The 18945-nt window shown below is 49.6% G+C and carries 15 protein-coding genes, 1 pseudogene and 1 riboswitch; of the genes and pseudogenes, 5 read left to right on the plus strand and 11 right to left on the minus strand.

Annotation, left to right across the window (positions count from 1 at the left end):
- Positions 1-15: 15 nt before the first annotated feature.
- Positions 16-1575, plus strand: coding sequence for an MFS transporter (locus QOR60_RS02745; protein WP_283581826.1), 1560 nt, complete (start codon positions 16-18; stop codon positions 1573-1575).
- A gap of 142 nt (positions 1576-1717) precedes the next feature.
- Positions 1718-3082, plus strand: coding sequence for a DHA2 family efflux MFS transporter permease subunit (locus tag QOR60_RS02750; RefSeq protein ID WP_283581827.1), 1365 nt, complete (start codon positions 1718-1720; stop codon positions 3080-3082).
- A gap of 64 nt (positions 3083-3146) precedes the next feature.
- Here QOR60_RS02750 and QOR60_RS02755 read toward each other — a convergent pair whose 3' ends face one another.
- Positions 3147-3911, minus strand: a complete 765-nt coding sequence (locus QOR60_RS02755; protein ID WP_283581828.1) for a DUF1003 domain-containing protein — start codon at positions 3909-3911, stop codon at positions 3147-3149.
- Positions 3912-3955: 44 nt separating this feature from the next.
- Positions 3956-6091, minus strand: coding sequence for a putative ornithine decarboxylase (locus tag QOR60_RS02760; RefSeq protein WP_283581829.1), 2136 nt, complete (start codon positions 6089-6091; stop codon positions 3956-3958).
- Positions 6092-6335: 244 nt separating this feature from the next.
- Here QOR60_RS02760 and QOR60_RS02765 point away from each other — a divergent pair, with 244 nt between their 5' ends.
- Positions 6336-7781: an APC family permease gene (locus QOR60_RS02765; protein WP_283581830.1), complete on the plus strand. Its 1446-nt coding sequence runs from the start codon at positions 6336-6338 to the stop codon at positions 7779-7781.
- 53 nt (positions 7782-7834) lie between these two features.
- Here the strand turns inward: QOR60_RS02765 and QOR60_RS02770 are convergent, their stop codons facing one another.
- From QOR60_RS02770 to QOR60_RS02800, 7 genes are all read right to left on the minus strand, one after another.
- Positions 7835-8347: a hypothetical protein gene (locus tag QOR60_RS02770; protein WP_283581831.1), complete on the minus strand. Its 513-nt coding sequence runs from the start codon at positions 8345-8347 to the stop codon at positions 7835-7837.
- A 234-nt stretch (positions 8348-8581) separates the two neighbouring features.
- Positions 8582-10234 carry a formate--tetrahydrofolate ligase gene (locus QOR60_RS02775; RefSeq protein WP_283581832.1) on the minus strand — a complete coding sequence of 551 codons (1653 nt, stop codon included), beginning with the start codon at positions 10232-10234 and terminating at the stop codon, positions 8582-8584.
- A gap of 101 nt (positions 10235-10335) precedes the next feature.
- The gene (locus tag QOR60_RS02780) at positions 10336-10749 is read right to left on the minus strand and encodes an EbsA family protein (protein ID WP_283581833.1); all 414 of its coding nucleotides are present in this window, start codon (positions 10747-10749) and stop codon (positions 10336-10338) included.
- A gap of 2 nt (positions 10750-10751) precedes the next feature.
- On the minus strand, positions 10752-11600 hold the full coding sequence (gene ylqF, locus QOR60_RS02785; protein ID WP_283581834.1) for a ribosome biogenesis GTPase YlqF: 849 nt from the start codon (positions 11598-11600) through the stop codon (positions 10752-10754).
- Positions 11601-11649: 49 nt separating this feature from the next.
- Positions 11650-11877 (minus strand): YozE family protein, encoded by a 228-nt coding sequence (locus tag QOR60_RS02790; RefSeq protein ID WP_283581835.1) that lies wholly within the window; start codon positions 11875-11877, stop codon positions 11650-11652.
- A gap of 12 nt (positions 11878-11889) precedes the next feature.
- The gene (locus QOR60_RS02795) at positions 11890-12501 is read right to left on the minus strand and encodes a YpmS family protein (protein ID WP_283581836.1); all 612 of its coding nucleotides are present in this window, start codon (positions 12499-12501) and stop codon (positions 11890-11892) included.
- Positions 12473-13402, minus strand: coding sequence for a GDSL-type esterase/lipase family protein (locus tag QOR60_RS02800; RefSeq protein WP_283581837.1), 930 nt, complete (start codon positions 13400-13402; stop codon positions 12473-12475). The genes QOR60_RS02795 and QOR60_RS02800 overlap by 29 nt, the downstream gene beginning before the upstream one ends.
- Positions 13403-13507: 105 nt before the next feature.
- Here QOR60_RS02800 and QOR60_RS02805 point away from each other — a divergent pair.
- Positions 13508-14656, plus strand: a pseudogene (locus QOR60_RS02805) (MFS transporter); the annotation flags it as partial.
- Positions 14657-14721: 65 nt separating this feature from the next.
- On the opposite strand, the gene QOR60_RS02810 reads toward QOR60_RS02805, so the two are convergent.
- On the minus strand, positions 14722-16989 hold the full coding sequence (locus QOR60_RS02810) for an HAD-IC family P-type ATPase (protein ID WP_283581838.1): 2268 nt from the start codon (positions 16987-16989) through the stop codon (positions 14722-14724).
- A 66-nt stretch (positions 16990-17055) separates the two neighbouring features.
- A complete protein-coding gene (gene eno, locus QOR60_RS02815; protein ID WP_283581839.1) occupies positions 17056-18342 on the minus strand; it encodes a phosphopyruvate hydratase in 1287 nt (428 codons plus the stop codon).
- A 60-nt stretch (positions 18343-18402) separates the two neighbouring features.
- Positions 18403-18463: riboswitch (Fluoride riboswitch) on the minus strand.
- Between the two features lie 131 nt (positions 18464-18594).
- On the opposite strand from eno, the gene QOR60_RS02820 reads away from it, so the two are divergent.
- Entirely contained in the window at positions 18595-18882 is a 288-nt protein-coding gene (locus QOR60_RS02820) for a chromosome partitioning protein ParB (RefSeq protein WP_283581840.1), read from the plus strand.
- Positions 18883-18945 lie beyond the last annotated feature (63 nt).

Raw genomic sequence — 18945 nt, forward strand, 5'->3', positions numbered from 1 at the left:
GGAGAGAAAGTGACTATGATGCATAACGAAGATGTTTCGGAATCAACCCAAACCCAGCAGCCCCATAAGGCTAGCTGGTTGATTCTCATTTCAATTGGCCTGGGGGTTTTGATGGCAATGCTTGACGTCACCATCGTCAACGTGGCGCTTCCAACCATCCAGCAGGAATTTCACACGAGTTTTATCAGCACGCAATGGATTGTGAACGCGTACACCGCCACGTACGCCATTAGTATCCTTATGATTAGTAAACTCGGCGATCTTTATGGAAAGAAACGGTTCTTCCTGCTTTCCATGGCGGTCTTTACGTTCGGATCGCTCCTGTGTGCAGTGGCCCCCAACAGTTTATTTCTCAATGTTTCCCGGGGAATTGAAGGTGTCGGTGGTGCCGGCATTCTCGGCCTTTCAATGGCCCTAGTCGGTGATAACTACGAAGGCAAACAGCGGGCCTTCATCCTTGGAATCTGGGGAAGTATCGTCGGGTTTGGAACCTCGGTCGGACCACTAGTCGGTGGGGTTCTCGTGCAGTACTTTAACTGGCGGGCAATCTTCCTGATTAACATTCCGGTTGGCCTAATTGCGATGTACCTGGGAATCCGGCACATTACCGAAAAATTCCACGCAACGGACCGGCACGTGGACCTCTTAGGGATGGTGCTGAGTACCCTGACCGTCGCCTGCATCGTCATTGGCCTGCTTAATAAGGAAAACGACCTGAGCCAAAGTTGGCTGACACCCCAAATTGCTGGATGGTTGGTTGCCGGAGTCGTCTTGCTAGGCATTTTCATTCTGTGGGAAATCCACGTGCCACACCCGATGATGAACCTCGCCCTCTTTAAGGAACGGACATTTGTCGGTTCGTGTGTTGCGGCCGCTACGATTTCCTTCGGCCTGTTCGCCTTCTTCACCTACATGACAATCCTCATGCAGGACTACATGGGCTACTCACCACTGGCAGTCGGGTGCCAACGGCTATTAATCAGCGCGTTCCCACTGGTCCTTGGCGCGTTTGTTGGTTACCTGGTCGGGCGGATTGGAAACCGACTGATTGCGTGCGCCGCCCTCTTCCTTGAAGGAATCGGTTTTTTCCTGATGCACGTCATGTTGGGCTATCACCTTACCTGGATGGTTTTAATTCCTGCCTTTATCTTTATGGGACTGGGAAATGCTGGGATTAATCCTGCCATCTCAAACGCGGCCCTGGAAAACATTGCCCCCCAAAACATGGGGATGGCTTCTGGAATCAACAGCGTGTTCCGGCAGCTCGGCAACTGTTTTGGAATCGTTGTTCAGGGATTAATTCTAAGTGCTGGCTACCGGACCAGTATCATGAACGGCCTTCACCATTCCGTCCTCGCCCAGCACATCGTCACCGCCGGGCCGTTTGCCGGAATGGCACTTGCCAAGCACCTCGCCCGGGTACCCCACATTCTGCCGCTTATCCAGCACGCGTACTATGATGGGGTCCACCGCCTTCTGTGTGTCATCACGGTAATCTTTGTCCTGTCAACGGTGGGTTGCTGGTTCCTCCTGAAGCGGAAGCCGTCCAGTGACGTTCCCCTCGACCAGCACTAGGTTGCATCACTGCCGTAATTACTGGTAGAATGACCGTAGCAATTACGGTTATCTGGTGCTACCCACAACTTCCTAAGAACGCATTCACTTTTGTGTGGGTGGGTTCTTTTTTTGTGTAGCCCTTACCAAGAAAGGATTTCCCATGCAAAAAACAATTAGTAAGCAAACCCGAATTATTGTGGCGGCAATCCTGTTGACTGCAACCTTCTTTAGCCTTGCCAGTCAAACAATGATGGTCACCGCTCTGCCGGTAATCCAGCACTTAATGCACGTTACCCTTGATACCGCGCAGTGGCTGACAACGGGGTATACCCTGGTAATCGGGATCGTTACCCCCCTTTCATCCAACCTCTACGAGAAGTTCACGAACCGGACCGTGTTTCTTGGCATCATCGGCACGTTTATCACCGGAACCCTCATGGGATGTTGGGCTCACCAGTTTTGGCTTCTTCTGCTAGCCCGCCTCGTTCAGGCCAGCGCAAGCGGTATCTTAATGACGTACACCATGACGGCCCTGATTTCGATTTATCCGCCGGAAAAACGGGGGACCATTATGGGAATTTCCAGCCTCATCGTCTCCACGGCACCGGCAATCGGACCCACCGTGGCGGGATTCATTCTGCAGGTCTTATCGTGGCGCTGGCTATTTATCATTGTCCTGCCCGTGATGGTCATCGTGTGGGTGATTGGGTTCGTAAAACTGCCCAACTTCTCCCCGACCCGTAATATCAAAATTGACGTACTTTCCGTCGGGTTGGCCCTCGTTGGCGCCAGCATGGCCCTGACCAGCATCACCACGTTTACCACCAATGCTCACCAGGCATGGCTTCTTCTGATCGGCGGGGTTATTCTTCTCAGTATTTTTGCGGTCCGGCAGTTTAAGTTAATCAACCCGGTCCTGCAGCTCCGAATTTTTAAATACCGCTCCTTTTCAACCATGACAGTCATCTGCATTCTCGCATTCATGATTCTTTTAGGAACCGAACAACTTATTCCGGTCTTTACGGAAGGCGTTACGGGAACCTCAAGTTTTGTCGCGGGGTTAGTAATTCTTCCGGGAGCGCTTGTCAACGCAACGGTCGCGGTCTTTGCCGGGCGGTGGTACGACAACTCGGGACCGCAGTATCCCGTGTTCCTCGGCGCCGCACTGATTTTGGTTGCGACGCTTCCACTCGTATGGATGAGCAAACACACCCCACTCTGGTTAATTACGGTTGACTACGCGGTCCGATTGGCGGGAAACTCCCTGATTTTCTCACCGGCGATGTCTGAGGCGTTTAAAGACCTAACACCAGAAGAAAACAGTCACGGAACTGCGCTGAACAACACCCTCCGGCAGGTGGCTGGGGCCATTGCCGTTACCCTGTGCGTTGTTCTGGCAGGAATTCCCCGCTCCCTGACCGTGGGAACCCACTTGGCCGTCGCAATTATCAGTAGCCTTGCGGTGGGGATTATCGTGCTCTTCTCGTGGTACCTTATGCGGGAAAAACGAACGCAAACAAACTAGACAAAAACAGGAGGTTGTGACTTTCGTCATCACCTCCTGTTTTTTTAGGCTTAAATTCAGTAATTTATTCTCGCCTGCTCCGGTGGCGCGTTTGCCGCTGCCTGCTTCTTACCAGCTCATCCTGGCGAACCTTTAACTGCTGGATTTCTAGTTCGATTTCGTTTAAAACTTCAATCTCCGTCTTTTGAATGTCCAACAAGTGGGGCCACTGCACTTCGTTTAACTGGTTAATCTTTTCGTGCAGGTTCCGGATTTCCATCTCCGATTTCATGTTCGTCCGGTAGTCGTTTTCGGCGTCATACCGGTCACGTTCAGCCTGCCGGTTCTGGCTCATCATGATGATTGGGGACTGGAAGGCCGCCAAACAACTCAGAAACAGGTTTAACAGGATGAACGGGTACTCGTCAAAGTGAATCCCAAAGATATGCAGCGTGTTGGCCGTCATCCAGCAGAACAGGAAAATACAAAAGCCAATGATGAACCACCACGACCCACCGTACTTCGCAATTAAGTCGGCCAGTTTATCACCAAACGTCACCTTCATTTCGTTGGTGTTCTTAATGACGTAGGTGTTGCTATTAAGTTCCTTTTCGAGTTTATCGTTAATCTTTCGGTTTGAATCCAGGTCACGGTTGATGGTTTGTTCCATTTGATGCAACCGAATCCGCTGAAGGTCATTCAGGCAAATAAACGAAGACGGGCGCACCTGCGGGTTGCGTTCCTTAATTGCTTCCACTAAATCCCTTCCCAGGCTTTTAATGAAGAAGCCTTCCAATGCTGTATATGATTTGCCACACATTACGCAGGTGGCGCGGTTCTTATTTGCCATTTTCTCACCCTTCTCCTATCCGTTTTCCGCTAATCATCTTATCATCAGTCGTCTGAATTGGGTAGCGTTTCTTCTTCGGTTAAGACAGCGCATTTGACAGTAATGTGACCGTCTGGGCGCTCTTGATAATGGACTCCCTGGATTTCGGGCACAAAACCAGCAAACCGCTCCATCGCGCCAACTAAAACCTGGAAGTACTGCTGGTCAACTGGCCGCCACCTTTCCCCCGGTGCCACGATAAACACGCCTGGCGGGTACGGTAACGCCCCTTCAGCCGCAATTCGGCCCACAACCTGATCGAGATCAACCAGCTCATCGTGATTCCGCCGAAACTCCAGGTCAGCCTGCGCCGGTGTTTGGGTGTATTCCTGCATCTTATCCTTACTAAATAGCTGTTGCTGCAGACTAAACGTTTGGTGAGCCCGGTAATACGCGTGCATTTCATCGCACAATTGACGAAGCGAATATCCCGCATACCGTTGCGGATAGCGGGCCGTTAACCGTGGAAGGACCTCTTCAAGCGGGGCATCTTCATTGTAAAGTCGTTCAAAGGCCAATAAAGCGTCTACAAGTTGATCCAAATCCGCAGTTGTGTCACCTGGAGTCAATAAGAACAGGAGGGAGTTGAGGTCCGCCTTAGCCTTTAAGATCCCGTGCTCCGTGAGGTATTCCGCGACAATGTCCCCCGCAATTCCGGAAGAAGTGTACGTCTGCGTAGCTTCGTCAATTCCCGGCGTGGTAATCGTCAACTTCAGCGGGTCAAGCCGGGCCTGTCCTCCTGCCACCTTCTTAAAACCATGCCAGGATTGGCCCGCTGACGTTAACTCCCAACATTGCGGGTCGTGCAGAAGCCGGTCGTCAGGAACCTGCTCCCACGGGTGCCCGTCAATCGTTGACGGAACTAACGGCTTAAAGAGTGTCGACTCCCGTAAAAGTCGTTTTCGGGCCGCAATCCCCCGCTGCATCACCGCTTGCCACCAGTCGTGGTTGGCTGAACTCCCCGCTACGTACGGATTAACCGTCATTGAGGCGTAGAGCGGATAGTTATAACTCGACGTTACGTACTTTAAGTATGCGTTATTAAAATGCAGGTGGTCGACGTACCGTTTTTGCCCCTTAATGTGCGCATCCTTCTTTAAAATTTGGGAAGCCTGCCCCATTCCAAGCTGCTGTTTGTGGAGTGACTGGGTAACGAGAATCCCCGGATCTTCGGGACCAAACGTGCGGGTCAACGGTGTTAGGTCCGCAAGCACGTCAACAAATTGCTCGTACCCACCCCAGGCACAATCGAACAACACATAATCACATAACTGTCCGATGCGGTCAAGGAGCCACTGGGCGTTCGCAAACACCCCATCATACGTCTCCAACTGAACAACCGCCATCCGAAACGGCCGCGGTTGCTTAGCCCTTTGTGGGTCAACCTGAGCGGCGGCCGCCCGCAGTTTTTCCTGGGTCAGCATTGCAGGATCCATGCCACCGATTAACCCGTGCGCATTCCGATCGGTGGGAACGTAAACAGGCTGGGCCCCATTCATCACCAACGCCCCGTTATACAAAGACTTATGGTTGTTCCGGTCAAATAGAACCAGGTCACCGGGCCGCACCACCGCACTCACGCAAATATCGTTTGACCCCGTTGTCCCGTTAGGCACAAAGTACGCCTTATCCGCGTGATAAACCGCCGCCGTTTTTTGCTCCGCTTCCAGGGGTGTTCCGGCATGCGTCATTGTATCGCCTAACTCAGCAACCGTATCGCTCGTGTCAGCATACAACATGTTGTTTCCAAAGAACCGGTTAAAGACAACGCCGGCCGGGTGAAGACCGTAGTATTGCCCGTTGTGGTGTCCCGGAGTGGTAAAACTTACCGGTCGTTGGTCAGCAAACGCCACAAGATCACGTAAGAACCCCGGCACGTTCTGGTGAACGTATTCCGCCGCAGTATCCGCAATTTGCTGCTGAACGGTTGCTGGTTGCGCTGCCGCATAAACCCGAACAACGGGCACTGATAACCCCGACTGTTCAACCAACCGCTGAGCCATGGCAGCCGAAGCGGCGTCCGTAACGACAATCGTTGCTAGTTCCGCCGGATTAAGTGTTGGCGCTAGTGCTACGGATTCCCAATCCGGTGGTACTAGCCGTTCCATCCCAGGAGTCACCGCAATCTTAAGGTACTTCATCCTTCACCCTTCTTTCAGTAAACTACCCCTATCTTACCGCACTTGCCCGCTTATAAGCTATTTCACCCGTTGCGGACGGCGGACCCGTGCCGTAAAATAGGCGTTGATTGTTTCATAATCAATTTTCATTAAATGAAAAAGAGAGTGAGGGAAAGACATTGAACTGCTCGTTGTCGCGGTTTAACCACCATCCGCCCCGCATGGTTCTATTTATTCGTTACTAAGAACCATGAAAGGAAGGACAATGGAAAACACACTACAACCAAAGAAGCATTACATGAGTTGGCCAGTGCTAGCACTGCTAGACTTCGTCACCATCATTAGCTTTGAAAACATTTTTTATCCGTTTCAAAACCAGGGATTATCAGTCGTCATTTCGTGGCTGTTCCTGCTATTTTCATACGTTATCCCCTACGCGTTAATCGCGACGCAGCTTGGGTTAACGTTTGATAATCAGTCTGGGGGACTTGCCTCATGGATTCGGCGGGGAACCCACAGCGACCTGTTTGGTTACATCACGTCCTGGATGTACTGGACACAGACAATCCCGTACCTGGTAGACGTCTCCAACTCCGTCGTTGTCTCCATTAGCTGGATTATTCTTGGGAACAACACCCTGAACAAGCACATGTCGACAACGACGTTCGGCTTGATGACCTTCATCATCATCCTGTTATTTATTCTCTTTGAAAACAAGGTCAAAAACTCTTTGGAGATTCTGTCATTCATCGGTGGGGGCGCAATGTTCCTCATTTCAATGTTGTTTGTCTTTATGACGGGCTGGGCGCTGCTCCACGGGGCCCACATCGCCACCCACTTCAGCTGGGGAGCGTTTAAGCCAAGCTTTAGCCTCCACTACTTCTCAACAACCGGACTATTAATCTTTGCGATGTCCGGGGCTGAGCTGGCCGCCCCGTACATTATCCGCCTTCGAAACCCGAAATCAGAGTTCCCGAAGGCCATGTGGGCGTTAGCGCTGATGACGGCATTCCTAACAATCTTTGGAACGTTAGCCCTCGCCGTTTTCTTCAACGCCAACCACATTCCGCACGACTTTAAGATGAACGGCCCGTACTACGCCTTCCGTCTTCTCGGAGAACAGTGTGGGCTTGGAAAATCGCTCATGTACGTATTTGCCGTTGTTCAGTTACTCTTTATGCTTGCCCAGTTGGCAATCCTAATCGATGCGGCAGCCCGGGTCTTTGCGAGTGACACGGCCAATAAATACATGCCAACGTGGTTAACCAAGAAGAATAAGAACGGCAAACCCGTTAACAGTTACATCTTAACTGCCGGGATTAGCCTGTTAATTCTTCTCCTGAGTGGCACCCTCCCAAGTATTAACTCAATTTATAACTGGTTACTAAACCTGAACGGAATTGTTTCGCCGTACAAGACGGCTCTGGTCTTCGTGGCCTTCCTGGCTATTCGGTGGCACGAAAAGGAATTCCATTCGGACTACGTTTATATTAAGAACCGAACGGGCGCCCTCGCAATGGGACTATGGTGCTTCATTTTTACGTTTGTATGCGCCACCCTCGGCTTTATCCCACAGGACGCTAATCCGGGAACAGCCGCCTTTAACCACCAGTTAATCATGAACTTTGTAACCGTTGGCTTCTTGATTGTCCTTGGATTCCTGTTACCACTCCTGCGGAAACTGGAACTCCGCCGGAAAGCAACTAATTAATGACGGCGTTAGATGACCTACTAAGCATCTCCGAAGTTAACCGGAGGTGCTTTTTATTTTGTCCGAAACAACTGCCGGAACATCTGCAGGTCATCGGCCCCCATCGCTAACGTATCACGTAACTGCCCTGCTCGCTCGCTCAGTGCCGTAAGCACATCCTCATCATGGTGCATGAACTGGTAATCAATGGCACCCCAGACGAGCCCAATGAATGACCGACATAAATTAGCGGCAAGGTCGCGTTGGTAATGCCGGCAAATCCGCTTTCCGTACGGCTGCAGGTAGGGAATTAGGCGTTGTCCCCAACTACTAACCTTATTAACCGGGGTTAACTGATAAACGGTAATCACCCGCTTTTGTGTCAGGTTGACAACCGCAATGCACTGTCCCCGACGAAATAACCGTGCTTTCGGGTTGTTATTAGATGGATCATCAATTGCCGTCGCATCCACCATAAAGCGCCGCACCCACCGGTGAGCATCACACTTAGGAACGTTAAACCGCTGATTAAGACGCTTAACCGCGTGTTCCGTTGGGGTAAATCCAGCTGCATCAATCTTTGTCATTCAGGTCTGCTCCCCTTTCGCCTGCTTCCCTTAACCGGGAAAGCATCAACTTATTATCGAACATATGTTCTGGTTTTAGTATATCAATTAGGAGAGCCGTGTCAACGGATAAATTGCTAGAATGGTGTCAAAAAATGGTTTCCCGCCGTAATTTAGACTAACCCCACCATACCAAAAACGGGACCTGCCTCAGCAAATCCCGTTTCTATCGTCATTCAGTTTAGCCGTCTTAGTTTAGTACAACCCGCTGATCCGGCCGTTATTATCCACGTCAATTCCATTTGCGGCCGGTACCTTTGGCAACCCCGGCATCGTCAGAACGTTCCCAGTCAGGGCAACAATGAAGCCCGCCCCAAGCTTTGGCATGAATTCCCGGACATGAAGCGTGAAGTCGGTCGGCGCACCGAGTAACTTCGCGTTATCCGTAAACGAGTACTGCGTCTTTGCCATGCAGACCGGGAGGTGGTCCCACCCGTGGGCCGCAAATTCGCGCAGTTGCCGCTTAGCCTTCGGACCGTACTCAACCGCCGCTCCATGGTAGATCTTCTTCGTAATCTTTTCAATCTTTGTTTGCAGGTCGTCGTCAGCCGCGTAGACCGCTTCAAACGAATGCGGCTGTTCGCACGCATCAATGACCGCCTGGGCAAGTTCCTGCGCACCAGCACCGCCTTTGCCCCATACGTCAGCAACGTGGGCCGTCACTCCGAGTGAAGCGCACGCGTCCTGAACAGCCTTAATTTCATCCTGCGTGTCACTGGTAAAGCGGTTCAGCGCAACCACCACGTTTACCCCGTACTGCTGCATGTTCTTGATGTGGCGGATGAGGTTGCTGCTTCCCTTCGTGACAGCAGCCACGTTTTCAGTTTCAAGCTGGTCCTTCGCGACCCCACCGTTCATCTTCAGGGCCCGGACCGTTGCCACAACAACCACGGCATCCGGGGTCTTCCCGAGAACCGGCACCTTGATGTCGCAGAACTTCTCGGCCCCGAGGTCCGCCCCGAAGCCGGCCTCCGTAACGGCGTAGTCGGCGTACTGCAGGGCCGTCTGCGTCGCAATCACGCTATTGCACCCGTGTGCAATGTTGGCAAACGGACCACCGTGAACCAGCGCCGGCGTGTGGGCAATGGTCTGCACCAGGTTAGGCTTGATGGCATCCTTCAAGAGCGTTGCGATGGCGCCAACTACCCCCAGCTGTTCGACGGTAACGGGATCACCATCGTAGGTATACCCAATTACGATCCGGCCAATCCGGGCCTTCAAGTCAGCCATGTCAGTGGCTAAGCACAGAACGGCCATCAACTCGGAAGCAACGGTGATTTCAAACCCGTCCTCCCGCGGGACCCCCTGCTTGAGTCCGCCAAGGCCAATTACCGTATGCCGTAAAGCCCGGTCGTTAATATCAAGGACCCGCTTCCACGTTACGTTCCGCGGGTCAATGTTTAATTCGTTGCCCTGGTAAATGTGGTTATCGATAAGCGCTGCCAACGTGTTATTAGCCGCCGTTAATGCGTGCATATCACCCGTAAAGTGCAGGTTAATGTCATCCATCGGAAGCACCTGGGAGTAACCCCCACCAGTGGCGCCACCCTTCATCCCCATTACAGGACCCAGGGAAGGTTCACGCAAAGCCAGCATAGCCTTCTTCCCTGCCAGTTGCAGGGCATCCGCCAGCCCGATTGAAACGGTTGATTTCCCTTCACCTGCTGGGGTGGGGTTAATGGCAGTAACCAAAATCAGTTTTCCCCGAAGTGGCTTATTTGGGTCAACCGTTAACTTCGCCTTGTAATTTCCGTACTGTTCAACCTGCTCAGGGGCAAATCCAGCCTGGTCCGCAATCTTCGTGATTGGGTCCATCGTGGCCTGCTGCGCAATTTCAATGTCGTTCATGTGCGTTCCTCCTCGGTGTGTTCCTCAAAGTGACCTTATCGTCACCATTAGCATACCATGGATTTAACCGTTATGTTATGGTTTTCCGAATTTATTTGGCATTACTTCGCAAAATTGTTCGTGATTTTCACTAAAGGAGCGTGTTTCTGTATCCCATCAACAATTTGCTGCCGGACCTTTTTAGAAGCAAGCACCTTAATCGTTTGGTACCGCCCCGCAATTATTACCTGGGTCCGCAACACCGTTACCTGCTTAATCTGATCATACTTAATCTTCTTGGAATTAAAGCTAATCACGGTATGAACGGTCAGAACGTCTTCCCCAAAAACAACGTACCGGCCGATAACTTGAACGGCGGCAACCGCAATAAACAACAAAAATGCCAGCACAGTCCACACCTGAAAGACCGTAATTTCAAGCCATAGTAATAAACTCATATCAAGAATCATCAGCGAAAAGGCCCAGCAAATGATACTTGTCGGCCAATCCGGTTGAACGTAGAGTTTCTTTGTCATTTTTACCCCTTCTTTGCAGGAATTTTGTCAAGCGTATACCGGCCAAGTTTTCCCTTCCGGCAGTCAAAGATTAACCGCTCACTGGCCCGGTCGTAGTCATCGCGAAAGCCCATCCGCTTTGTCAGGGCCAGCAGGACCTCAACGGTCGGCTGATCCAATTCCTCCGGTGTGAGGTGGTAGACCTTCTCAAGTAGTTGGGCGTGGTGGTTAACGAAGTGTTCGAGGGCGTACAGGGCAACATCATCCTTGGCGAACAGCGTGTCCTTAATGGCGCCGGTTAGGGCTAACTTTTTGCCAACAACCGGATCCTCAAACTTCGGCCACAGAATTCCAGGCGTGTCCAGCAGTTGCAAGCTATCTCCCGCCTTTAACCACTGCTGGGACTTCGTTACCCCGGGGCGGTTTCCAACCTGGGCAATCTTCTTATGAACAAGGTGGTTCAGTAACGTTGACTTTCCCACGTTAGGAATTCCCAAACACATTACCTTTACCCGTTGGGACTTGATTCCCCGTGCAGCCCGCTGTGCCAGCTTGTCGGCCAGCACTTCCCGGATCTTAGTTTCAAGCGACCGGAGATTATCCTGGGTACTATCAAACGCCATGGCCGGCTGCCCGTGTTGTTCATAGTAGTCAACCCACCGCTTGGTCATCTGAGGATCCGCCAGGTCCCGCTTGGTAAGGACAATGATACTTGGTTTATTTTTTAACACCGATGCAATCTGGGGATTCCGGGAAGACTCCGGTAACCGGGCATCCACCAATTCAAGGACAATGTCGACTAGCCGCAGGTTTTCCTTTACCTGCCGCATCGCCTTTGCCATGTGGCCCGGGAACCACTGAATATTTGCCATACTAACCACCCTTTCGCCTTAAAAATCTATAATCATTCGGAGACATTTACTATTCCATTTGAGCAAGGTACTTCTGCCACGCCTCATCAAAAACGGTCATCCCAGGAAGGTAACTTCCGTTCAACTCGAGGTACTGGGAGAGCTCGTCGTAATCACAGGACTGCTTAGGAAAACTCTGGTCATAGAAGGCCCGGTTGGCAAATTCCGCCAATGCCCGGTGGTCATCCGGGTTTCGCTGGGTCATCAGGTACTGGTAAAAACTTTGACGGTACTTCATTAACGTCCTCCTTTATTTTCGCGGTAAACCAACCAAAACGCGGTACCGGCCATTCTTGAGGTCAAGGTGCGTCATCCGCACACTAAACCGCTGTTTGGGCACAAGGCGATTTAAATTAAGAATTGCCTGCTTTTTAGCTGGCTGAATGATAAGGCATGCCGGGAGAGCAACATTGTTTTTAAAGTACCGCATTGTTAGCCCAATGGGAACCGCCACCCGACCAAACGTAATCCGGTGAACAGCCAGCCGTAAATTCCCTTGCCGGGTTGTCGTGGGAACCGTTGTAATCGTAAAGGTGACCGCCTGCCCCATCACCCTGGTTCGCCCCGTGATTAATGCTTCATTCGGAGTTAACTGCACATGATACCGGATGTTTCCGTCCGTTTGCTGGTTTAAAAAACAGTCTAAAATTGCCGTGAGCTGATTATTATTTAACGTCGTTGTCAGCGAAGCGCCCGTTGCCGGGACACTAGTTTCACTTTCACTTTGCGGAACGCTTGGGGTCGTAATCCGCCAAAAAAGGAGTGCTCCCCCCGCAATAATCAGTGCTACCAAGATGGTAAACGCCCACTTCCACGGGTTCACCTGCCGGGATTTACGGCCTTGCTGTCGTCGTTGTTCCATGATGAAGCCACTTCCTTTGTTGTTGGTTAATCTGATGGGCAACCTGCTGGGCAATGTAGCGGTATCCCCGTGCGTTAGGGTGGAGCCGGTCTGCTGGGGAAAGCCATGCATTCTTCCCCTGAGCAGTTACCAGCAACTGCGAAACACTCGCACTAGCAAGCAGTGGTGTGTTGGCCGCCGCAAATTGACGTAACCGGTGGGAAGGCCGCGTTTCCCCGTATTGACCGTATCCTATCCTACTAATATCGACGTAGTACATGTTCCGCTGCTGCCGCGTAACCCGCCGAATTGCTTGGTTCCAAATTGTCACCCCGGTATTTAAAACTGGGTTCGTTGCCAGTTCTACGTAAAACGGATTATAAACCCCCAGCACGAAAACGGGAGCGGTACTGTTCAGTTGCCGAATGCGTTCTAAAAGAGCCCGCAAATGCTGGGTATATGTTGCGGCTGCCGGAGCAATCAAGTGCTCCGCATTGGCTTGGGAAAGCTCTTTGCGGGCTGCGCTAATCGCCCCTAACGCGTCGTTTCCACCCGCCGTCACGGTGATAATATTTGCCTGACGCAGGTGCCGCTGCAACTGCGAATTGCGGTTAATCCGGGTTAATATCCGCGCGGTCGTATCACCCGCCTCCCCGGCATTTACCGTGCTTACCTGAACTGGCGCGTTGTGTGCAAGGGTGTGGGCAACGAGCGGCACAAAGCCCCCCGCCGTTTGTGAATCGCCAACACCCTGGGTAAGGGAATCACCAACAGCAACCAGCTGAATTGGTTGGCGCCTTACGGGGTGCCTCGATTGGGAATGCCGGGCTGGGCACATTAGCAACCATCCCAGCGCAAAGAAAACTGCCACCAGTCCTGCGAGGAATCCTAAATATTGAGCTACCCGTTTAACCAGCCGCATCCCGTTCCCTCCAATCAAATTATTTCCATTATAGTGGGAAAAAAACTCCTTGACTAGCCAAAGCCAATTATTTTTAAACCACCATCAAAAAAACTTACATCAAGTGGAGCAATTATTTCAGCACTGGCTCCTAACTTTCCCCTGCTTTTGGCTGGACGGATGATTCAAGGAATCGGAACAGGAACAATCCTGCCCCTCATGTTCACCGTGGCGATGAACATTTTCCCGCCTGAAAAGCTCGGAACAGCCATGGGCGCCTGCTCACTGGTCATTATGTTTGCCCCGGCGGTTGGACCGACACTGACAGGACTGATCCTGGCCAAACTTTCATGGCACTGGATTTTCTGGCTCTTTGTCCCATTCCTGCTGATTGCTTTATTCTTTGACCTCAAGTTCTTGCCAAACATCAGCAAACTGACCCGTGAACCCGTGGACTTCCTCGCAGTCATTCTCTCTGCTTGCGGATTCGGGCTGGTTGTAATGGGCTTTAGCTTTGCAGCGCGCTTCGGCTGGACTTCCATCATTGTTTTAGGATGCTTACTAATTGGGATCATCGTCCTGGGGTTATACACGCACCGGCAGTTAACCCAGCAGCACCCGATCTTAAACCTCCGAATCTTTGCAAACAGTTCGTTTACTAAGGGGACGCTTCTTGTAATGATTAACTTTGGGGTGATTTTATCCGCAATGTACCTGTTACCCCAGTACATCCAAAACGGCCTGCTCCTTCCGGTCGCCCTCACGGGAATTATTATGCTTCCGGGAGGAATTGTGAACGCACTGGTTTCAGGCCTTGCCGGCCGCCTCTTTGATAACTACGGTGCGAAGATGCTGACGACACTCGGGTTCCTGATTGCCACCGTGGGGGCCGTGATGCTTGCCTGCGTTACACCCCATTCTGCCGGCTGGTACGTCATTTCCGCCCACGTTATTTTAATGGTGGGATGTCCATTAGCAATGTCACCCGCCCAAACGCACGCGCTTAACGCCCTGCAACTATTTGAATCTGCGGATGGAAGTACAATTATTAATACTCTCCAGCAAATTGTCGGCGCCATCGCCACGGCGTTAGCAACAAGTTTTCTAGGACTGGGGACGGCAGCTTACCACGGCGCTAACCACGCTGCAGCATTCACTAACGGGGTTCACTTTGGGATGGCATTTACCGTTGTTTTGACGGTGGTTGGGGTTTTGATCGCCCTTTCACTGAAAAAGGAACCAGAAAGTCACGACGTTACTCTTACTGACGAATAAACTAACTTAACTAAAAGCGACTGGAATAGAAACACTATTTCAGCCGCTTTTTTAAAATGATCCTATTAATTTTTGATTTCACGGCGATAAAACATCACCTTTAATCCATCAACTACAAAACTTAAAAGAAGACATCCTCCAAAAATAATTACCCCCACTTGCCAAGGAACTGGTGCTAACACAACTCCTCCTACCGCAAAAACAAACGATAATAAACAATTCCCTAAAGTAGTGTATATAACGGCTGCACTAGGGATCTCTTTCCAAAATAACCCCGTTGTCCGCGTCATCCAAATCGTATCCATTGCGGTGAACATTAAATACAGGTACATAACTGTTTCAATCGTCGTTGGTTGTACATAAACGCCATAGTAGAGCCAGCTAAACAATCCTAATCCTAAGGCAGTCCAAAAAACGGTGAATAACCCTGCAATTAATGTTAGACGTTTAAAGTTCCATTTTTCGGGTTGAAATGTTACCTGAACCCGATCGGTCCCCAAAACCATTGTAACTACATCATTTAAAATGGCTAACATTATAATCGCATTTAAACTAACAGGTAGGATTCCCGCTATTACGTACCCTAATGTTAAAATGACAGTTAATTCAGCGGTGCGTGCTAGTTTAGTAATCGTCCACGTCATCATTCGTTGATAGACCCGATGACCACTCGCAAACAAACGTAATAATGGTAAGAGTCCTGCATCAAGCATTGTTACTTTAGCCGTTCTCTTAGCAACCGCCGATGCATTATACATCGCGATTCCTACGTCTGCTCTTTTCAATGCGGGTGCATCGTTCACCCCATCTCCTGTCATTGCAACAACGTGTCCAGCAGCTTGAAACTGCTGAACAAGTGCCAGTTTTCCTTCCGGTAATACCTCCGCAACACAACCTACGTCAGATAATTTTATCCTTGCCAATTCGTTTCCTGTAATAACCCTTCCGGGAATTCCGAGCTTTTTAGCAACTATTCGCGCTGCTTGAATACTATCGCCCGTAACCATTACGGGATGAATTTTATTGGCTATTAATCGATTAATAGTTTCTTGGGCATCTGATCGCAGTTGATCATCAAGTGCAAAAAGTGCTGCTGGTCGGTTATTAATCGTAAGAACAATTACCTGTCCTACCACCGGCCGCTTAAACTTCATCGTTACTAAATACGATCCATTATGAACTATCCGTGGTGCCCCTAACTGGACATTATATTGATGATGGTTCCACATAATCGTCGCCGCTGAATATCCTGTAAGGGTGCTAAACTCCTGATAATCTTTTATCGTAACTTCATCCTTTACTGGATTTGATAGATTCTGCAATGCTTGATCAACACGACTGGGTTGCCGCCAATCAGTTAACGCTTGTGCAAACGCAATAATAATTTTATCTGGATAATCACTTAAATTAACCATCTGGTCAATCACTGGCTTATTTGTAGTTAGCGTTCCCGTTTTATCAAAGAGAACCGTATCAACCGTTGCCGCCGTTTGAATTCCATTCAACTCACGAACAATAATACGTTCATCACTCAACTTTCGCGCTTCCAGTGAATTAGCCACACTAAAACTTGAAGGCATCGCGATTGGAATTGTTGCAATAAAAAGGACGCCAATTAACGGTAGCAAATTAAGCAGTGGTTCATGCCGCATCAACGCTGCCCCAGCCAAAACCACCACCAGAACCGCATCAACAGCTGCAAGTAAATTAATAATTCGCTGAAGAAGATGTTGTAATCGTCCGGGTGCATGGGAGGTAGTCACTAACTGGGTGATTTTCCCTACCTGACTTGCTGCCCCTGTCCTAAGAACAATAGCAGTTGCAACCCCGCGTTCAACCTGAGTACCAGCCATCAACGTCATCCCAACACTCCGTTGAATTGCCTCACTCTCTCCGGTAATAAGGCTCTCGTTTGTTGCAATCATTCCATCAATAATCTGAACATCAGCCGGAACCAAGTTTCCGCTCCGTAAATTAATCACATCATCCCTAACAAGTAAGCGCGCTGGAATCATTTTCCACTGTCCATCGCGAAGAACACTAACATCCGGAACAACCTGTTTGGTTAATGGAGCAAGCGCTCGAACCGCCCGCTGATTTTGGAGTGCGCCATTAATAGCCGCAAAAAATAACAATGCAACGATAAAACCAGCTTGGAGCATGTTTCCCGCGATTAATTCAATAACCAACGCACCTTCAATTATCCACGCAGTGGGCTCCCATAACCGTCGTCCAATCAAAGTCCATAAATTAGTTTTATTCATTTTTACTTCGTTCGGACCGTCCGTAGCTAATCTTTGGGCTGCAACTTTGCTAGACAACCCCTGATTCATAAAAAAACCTCCCATCAGTTCCCTGACAGGAGATTGCCCCCTAATCAGGGCCAATTCATTATGAACTTAATCCTTATCAACATCGTTTGGATAATGCGCAAGTCTCGTTCCATCCTCACCGAGCTCCTCTTCGATTCGGAGTAACTGGTTGTACTTTTCAACCCGTTCGGAGCGGGCAGGTGCGCCTGATTTTAATTCAGCAGCGTTAGTAGCAACCGTAAAGTCAGCGATAAAGGTATCGCCCGTTTCCCCCGACCGGTGTGACATCATCGTTGTATACCCATTTTTGCGTGCAAGCCGAATTGTTTCCAACGTCTCTGTTACTGTTCCAATTTGATTCAACTTAATTAAAATACTATTCCCCATTCCCATTTTAATTGCTTTTCGCACCAAAATAGGATTTGTGCACACCGGATCATCGGCTACTAATTGGACGCGGTGGCCGTATTGTTTAGTAAAACGCGTAAAGTTTTCCCAATCGTCCTCACCATACGGATCTTCAATCGATATAATCTCTGGATACTTATCAAGTAGGGCGCCATAATACTTACCTAATTCATCCGGTGTGTACGTTTTTCCTTCTAACCGATAGTTTCCCGTTTGAGAATCATATAGATAAGACGCTGCCGCATCAAACGCTACTGCAATTTCCTTTCCCGGAACATAGCCGGCAACTTTAATTGCATCATGCAATAACTGGAGTGCTTCTTCGGAAGATTTCAGGTTAGGCGCAAAGCCCCCTTCATCACCAAGACCAGTTGAGTACCCTCGTTCTTCAAGGATTTGCTTCAGGGTATGATACGTATTTACAATTTTTTCAAACCCATCCCGAAAACTTGTCCGCTGAACTGGCGTAATCATAAATTCCTGCATGTCAATATCATTAGCAGCGTGTTCTCCTCCATTGATGACATTATGAAATGTCTGGGGTAACTCCAAGTCCGTTCCACCTAAATAGCGGTAAAGCGGTTGTTTGGTTTCGTTCGCTGCCGCCCGTGCAACGGCCATGGAAACACCAAGAATTGCATTAGCTCCTAGTCGCGCTTTATTCGAAGTACCATCAAGGGCAATCATCGTTTGATCAACATGAGCTTGGGCTAATGGGTTTAACCCATGGAGAGCAGTATTAATTTCCGTATTGATATTTTTTACAGCTTGTAATACTCCTTTACCCATTAACTGGCTACCACCGTCACGAAGCTCAATGGCTTCCTTTTCACCGGTAGAAGCACCAGAAGGAACTTCCGCCCGCCCCATTATTCCATCGCTTAAAATTACATCAGCTTCAACGGTCGGATTCCCACGTGAATCAAAAACTTCCCGTGCCTTAACTTCTTCGATTTTTGCAACCATTTAAAAAAACCTCCCCGAAAATCCTGAGGAGGTTGCTAGACAACCGTCCACCAACCCCTCAGGTTGATAGACGTTATCAGCTTATTAAGCGGTTATGGCAAACGTCATTGCCTTGATACATCCTCATTCTAACATCTTTTTTTTATAATGCAACTTAAACAACACCGTTTATAATAATATCCTCAAATGTTCATTCTCTATCAAAAATGGTATATTAATGGTAGAAAACGGTTACTGAAAGGACCTGATCACATGGAAAAGTTCTATAACGTTAAGTTCCACACCGTCGACGGCGCAACAATTATTAAGCGGGGCATTGTTTCTGCCAAAACCGGAGCGGATATCTGGCACGATGCCGTTGAGAGCTATGATGACGATTTTATTTGCCTTAAAATTAACGATAAAACCCTCGTTGATCTGCGCCGGACAAACATCGTCCGGATCGTAATGACGGAGGTTGATGGTCCAATTGCCAAACGTGAAAAACAGCGTGATGAAATTCGGGCGGCGGTTAATACCCTCGCCGAAATCGGGTTATAAGAATACTATTTTAAGCAAAGAAGAATCCGGGGAATAATTTTCCCGGATTCTTCTTTTACCTTC

The sequence above is a fragment of the Ligilactobacillus hohenheimensis genome (assembly GCF_947381805.1).
Classification (GTDB): domain Bacteria; phylum Bacillota; class Bacilli; order Lactobacillales; family Lactobacillaceae; genus Ligilactobacillus; species Ligilactobacillus hohenheimensis.

Bases quoted from the DNA above. Each gene is read 5' to 3' on its own strand.
- QOR60_RS02745 (WP_283581826.1), top strand. From the start codon at position 16: ATGATGCATAACGAAGATGTTTCGGAATCAACCCAAACCCAGCAGCCC.
- QOR60_RS02750 (WP_283581827.1), top strand. From the start codon at position 1,718: ATGCAAAAAACAATTAGTAAGCAAACCCGAATTATTGTGGCGGCAATC.
- QOR60_RS02755 (WP_283581828.1), bottom strand. From the start codon at position 3,911: ATGGCAAATAAGAACCGCGCCACCTGCGTAATGTGTGGCAAATCATAT.
- QOR60_RS02760 (WP_283581829.1), bottom strand. From the start codon at position 6,091: ATGAAGTACCTTAAGATTGCGGTGACTCCTGGGATGGAACGGCTAGTA.
- QOR60_RS02765 (WP_283581830.1), top strand. From the start codon at position 6,336: ATGGAAAACACACTACAACCAAAGAAGCATTACATGAGTTGGCCAGTG.
- QOR60_RS02770 (WP_283581831.1), bottom strand. From the start codon at position 8,347: ATGACAAAGATTGATGCAGCTGGATTTACCCCAACGGAACACGCGGTT.
- QOR60_RS02775 (WP_283581832.1), bottom strand. From the start codon at position 10,234: ATGAACGACATTGAAATTGCGCAGCAGGCCACGATGGACCCAATCACG.
- QOR60_RS02780 (WP_283581833.1), bottom strand. From the start codon at position 10,749: ATGACAAAGAAACTCTACGTTCAACCGGATTGGCCGACAAGTATCATT.
- ylqF (WP_283581834.1), bottom strand. From the start codon at position 11,600: ATGGCAAATATTCAGTGGTTCCCGGGCCACATGGCAAAGGCGATGCGG.
- QOR60_RS02790 (WP_283581835.1), bottom strand. From the start codon at position 11,877: ATGAAGTACCGTCAAAGTTTTTACCAGTACCTGATGACCCAGCGAAAC.
- QOR60_RS02795 (WP_283581836.1), bottom strand. From the start codon at position 12,501: ATGGAACAACGACGACAGCAAGGCCGTAAATCCCGGCAGGTGAACCCG.
- QOR60_RS02800 (WP_283581837.1), bottom strand. From the start codon at position 13,402: ATGCGGCTGGTTAAACGGGTAGCTCAATATTTAGGATTCCTCGCAGGA.
- QOR60_RS02810 (WP_283581838.1), bottom strand. From the start codon at position 16,989: ATGAATCAGGGGTTGTCTAGCAAAGTTGCAGCCCAAAGATTAGCTACG.
- eno (WP_283581839.1), bottom strand. From the start codon at position 18,342: ATGGTTGCAAAAATCGAAGAAGTTAAGGCACGGGAAGTTTTTGATTCA.
- QOR60_RS02820 (WP_283581840.1), top strand. From the start codon at position 18,595: ATGGAAAAGTTCTATAACGTTAAGTTCCACACCGTCGACGGCGCAACA.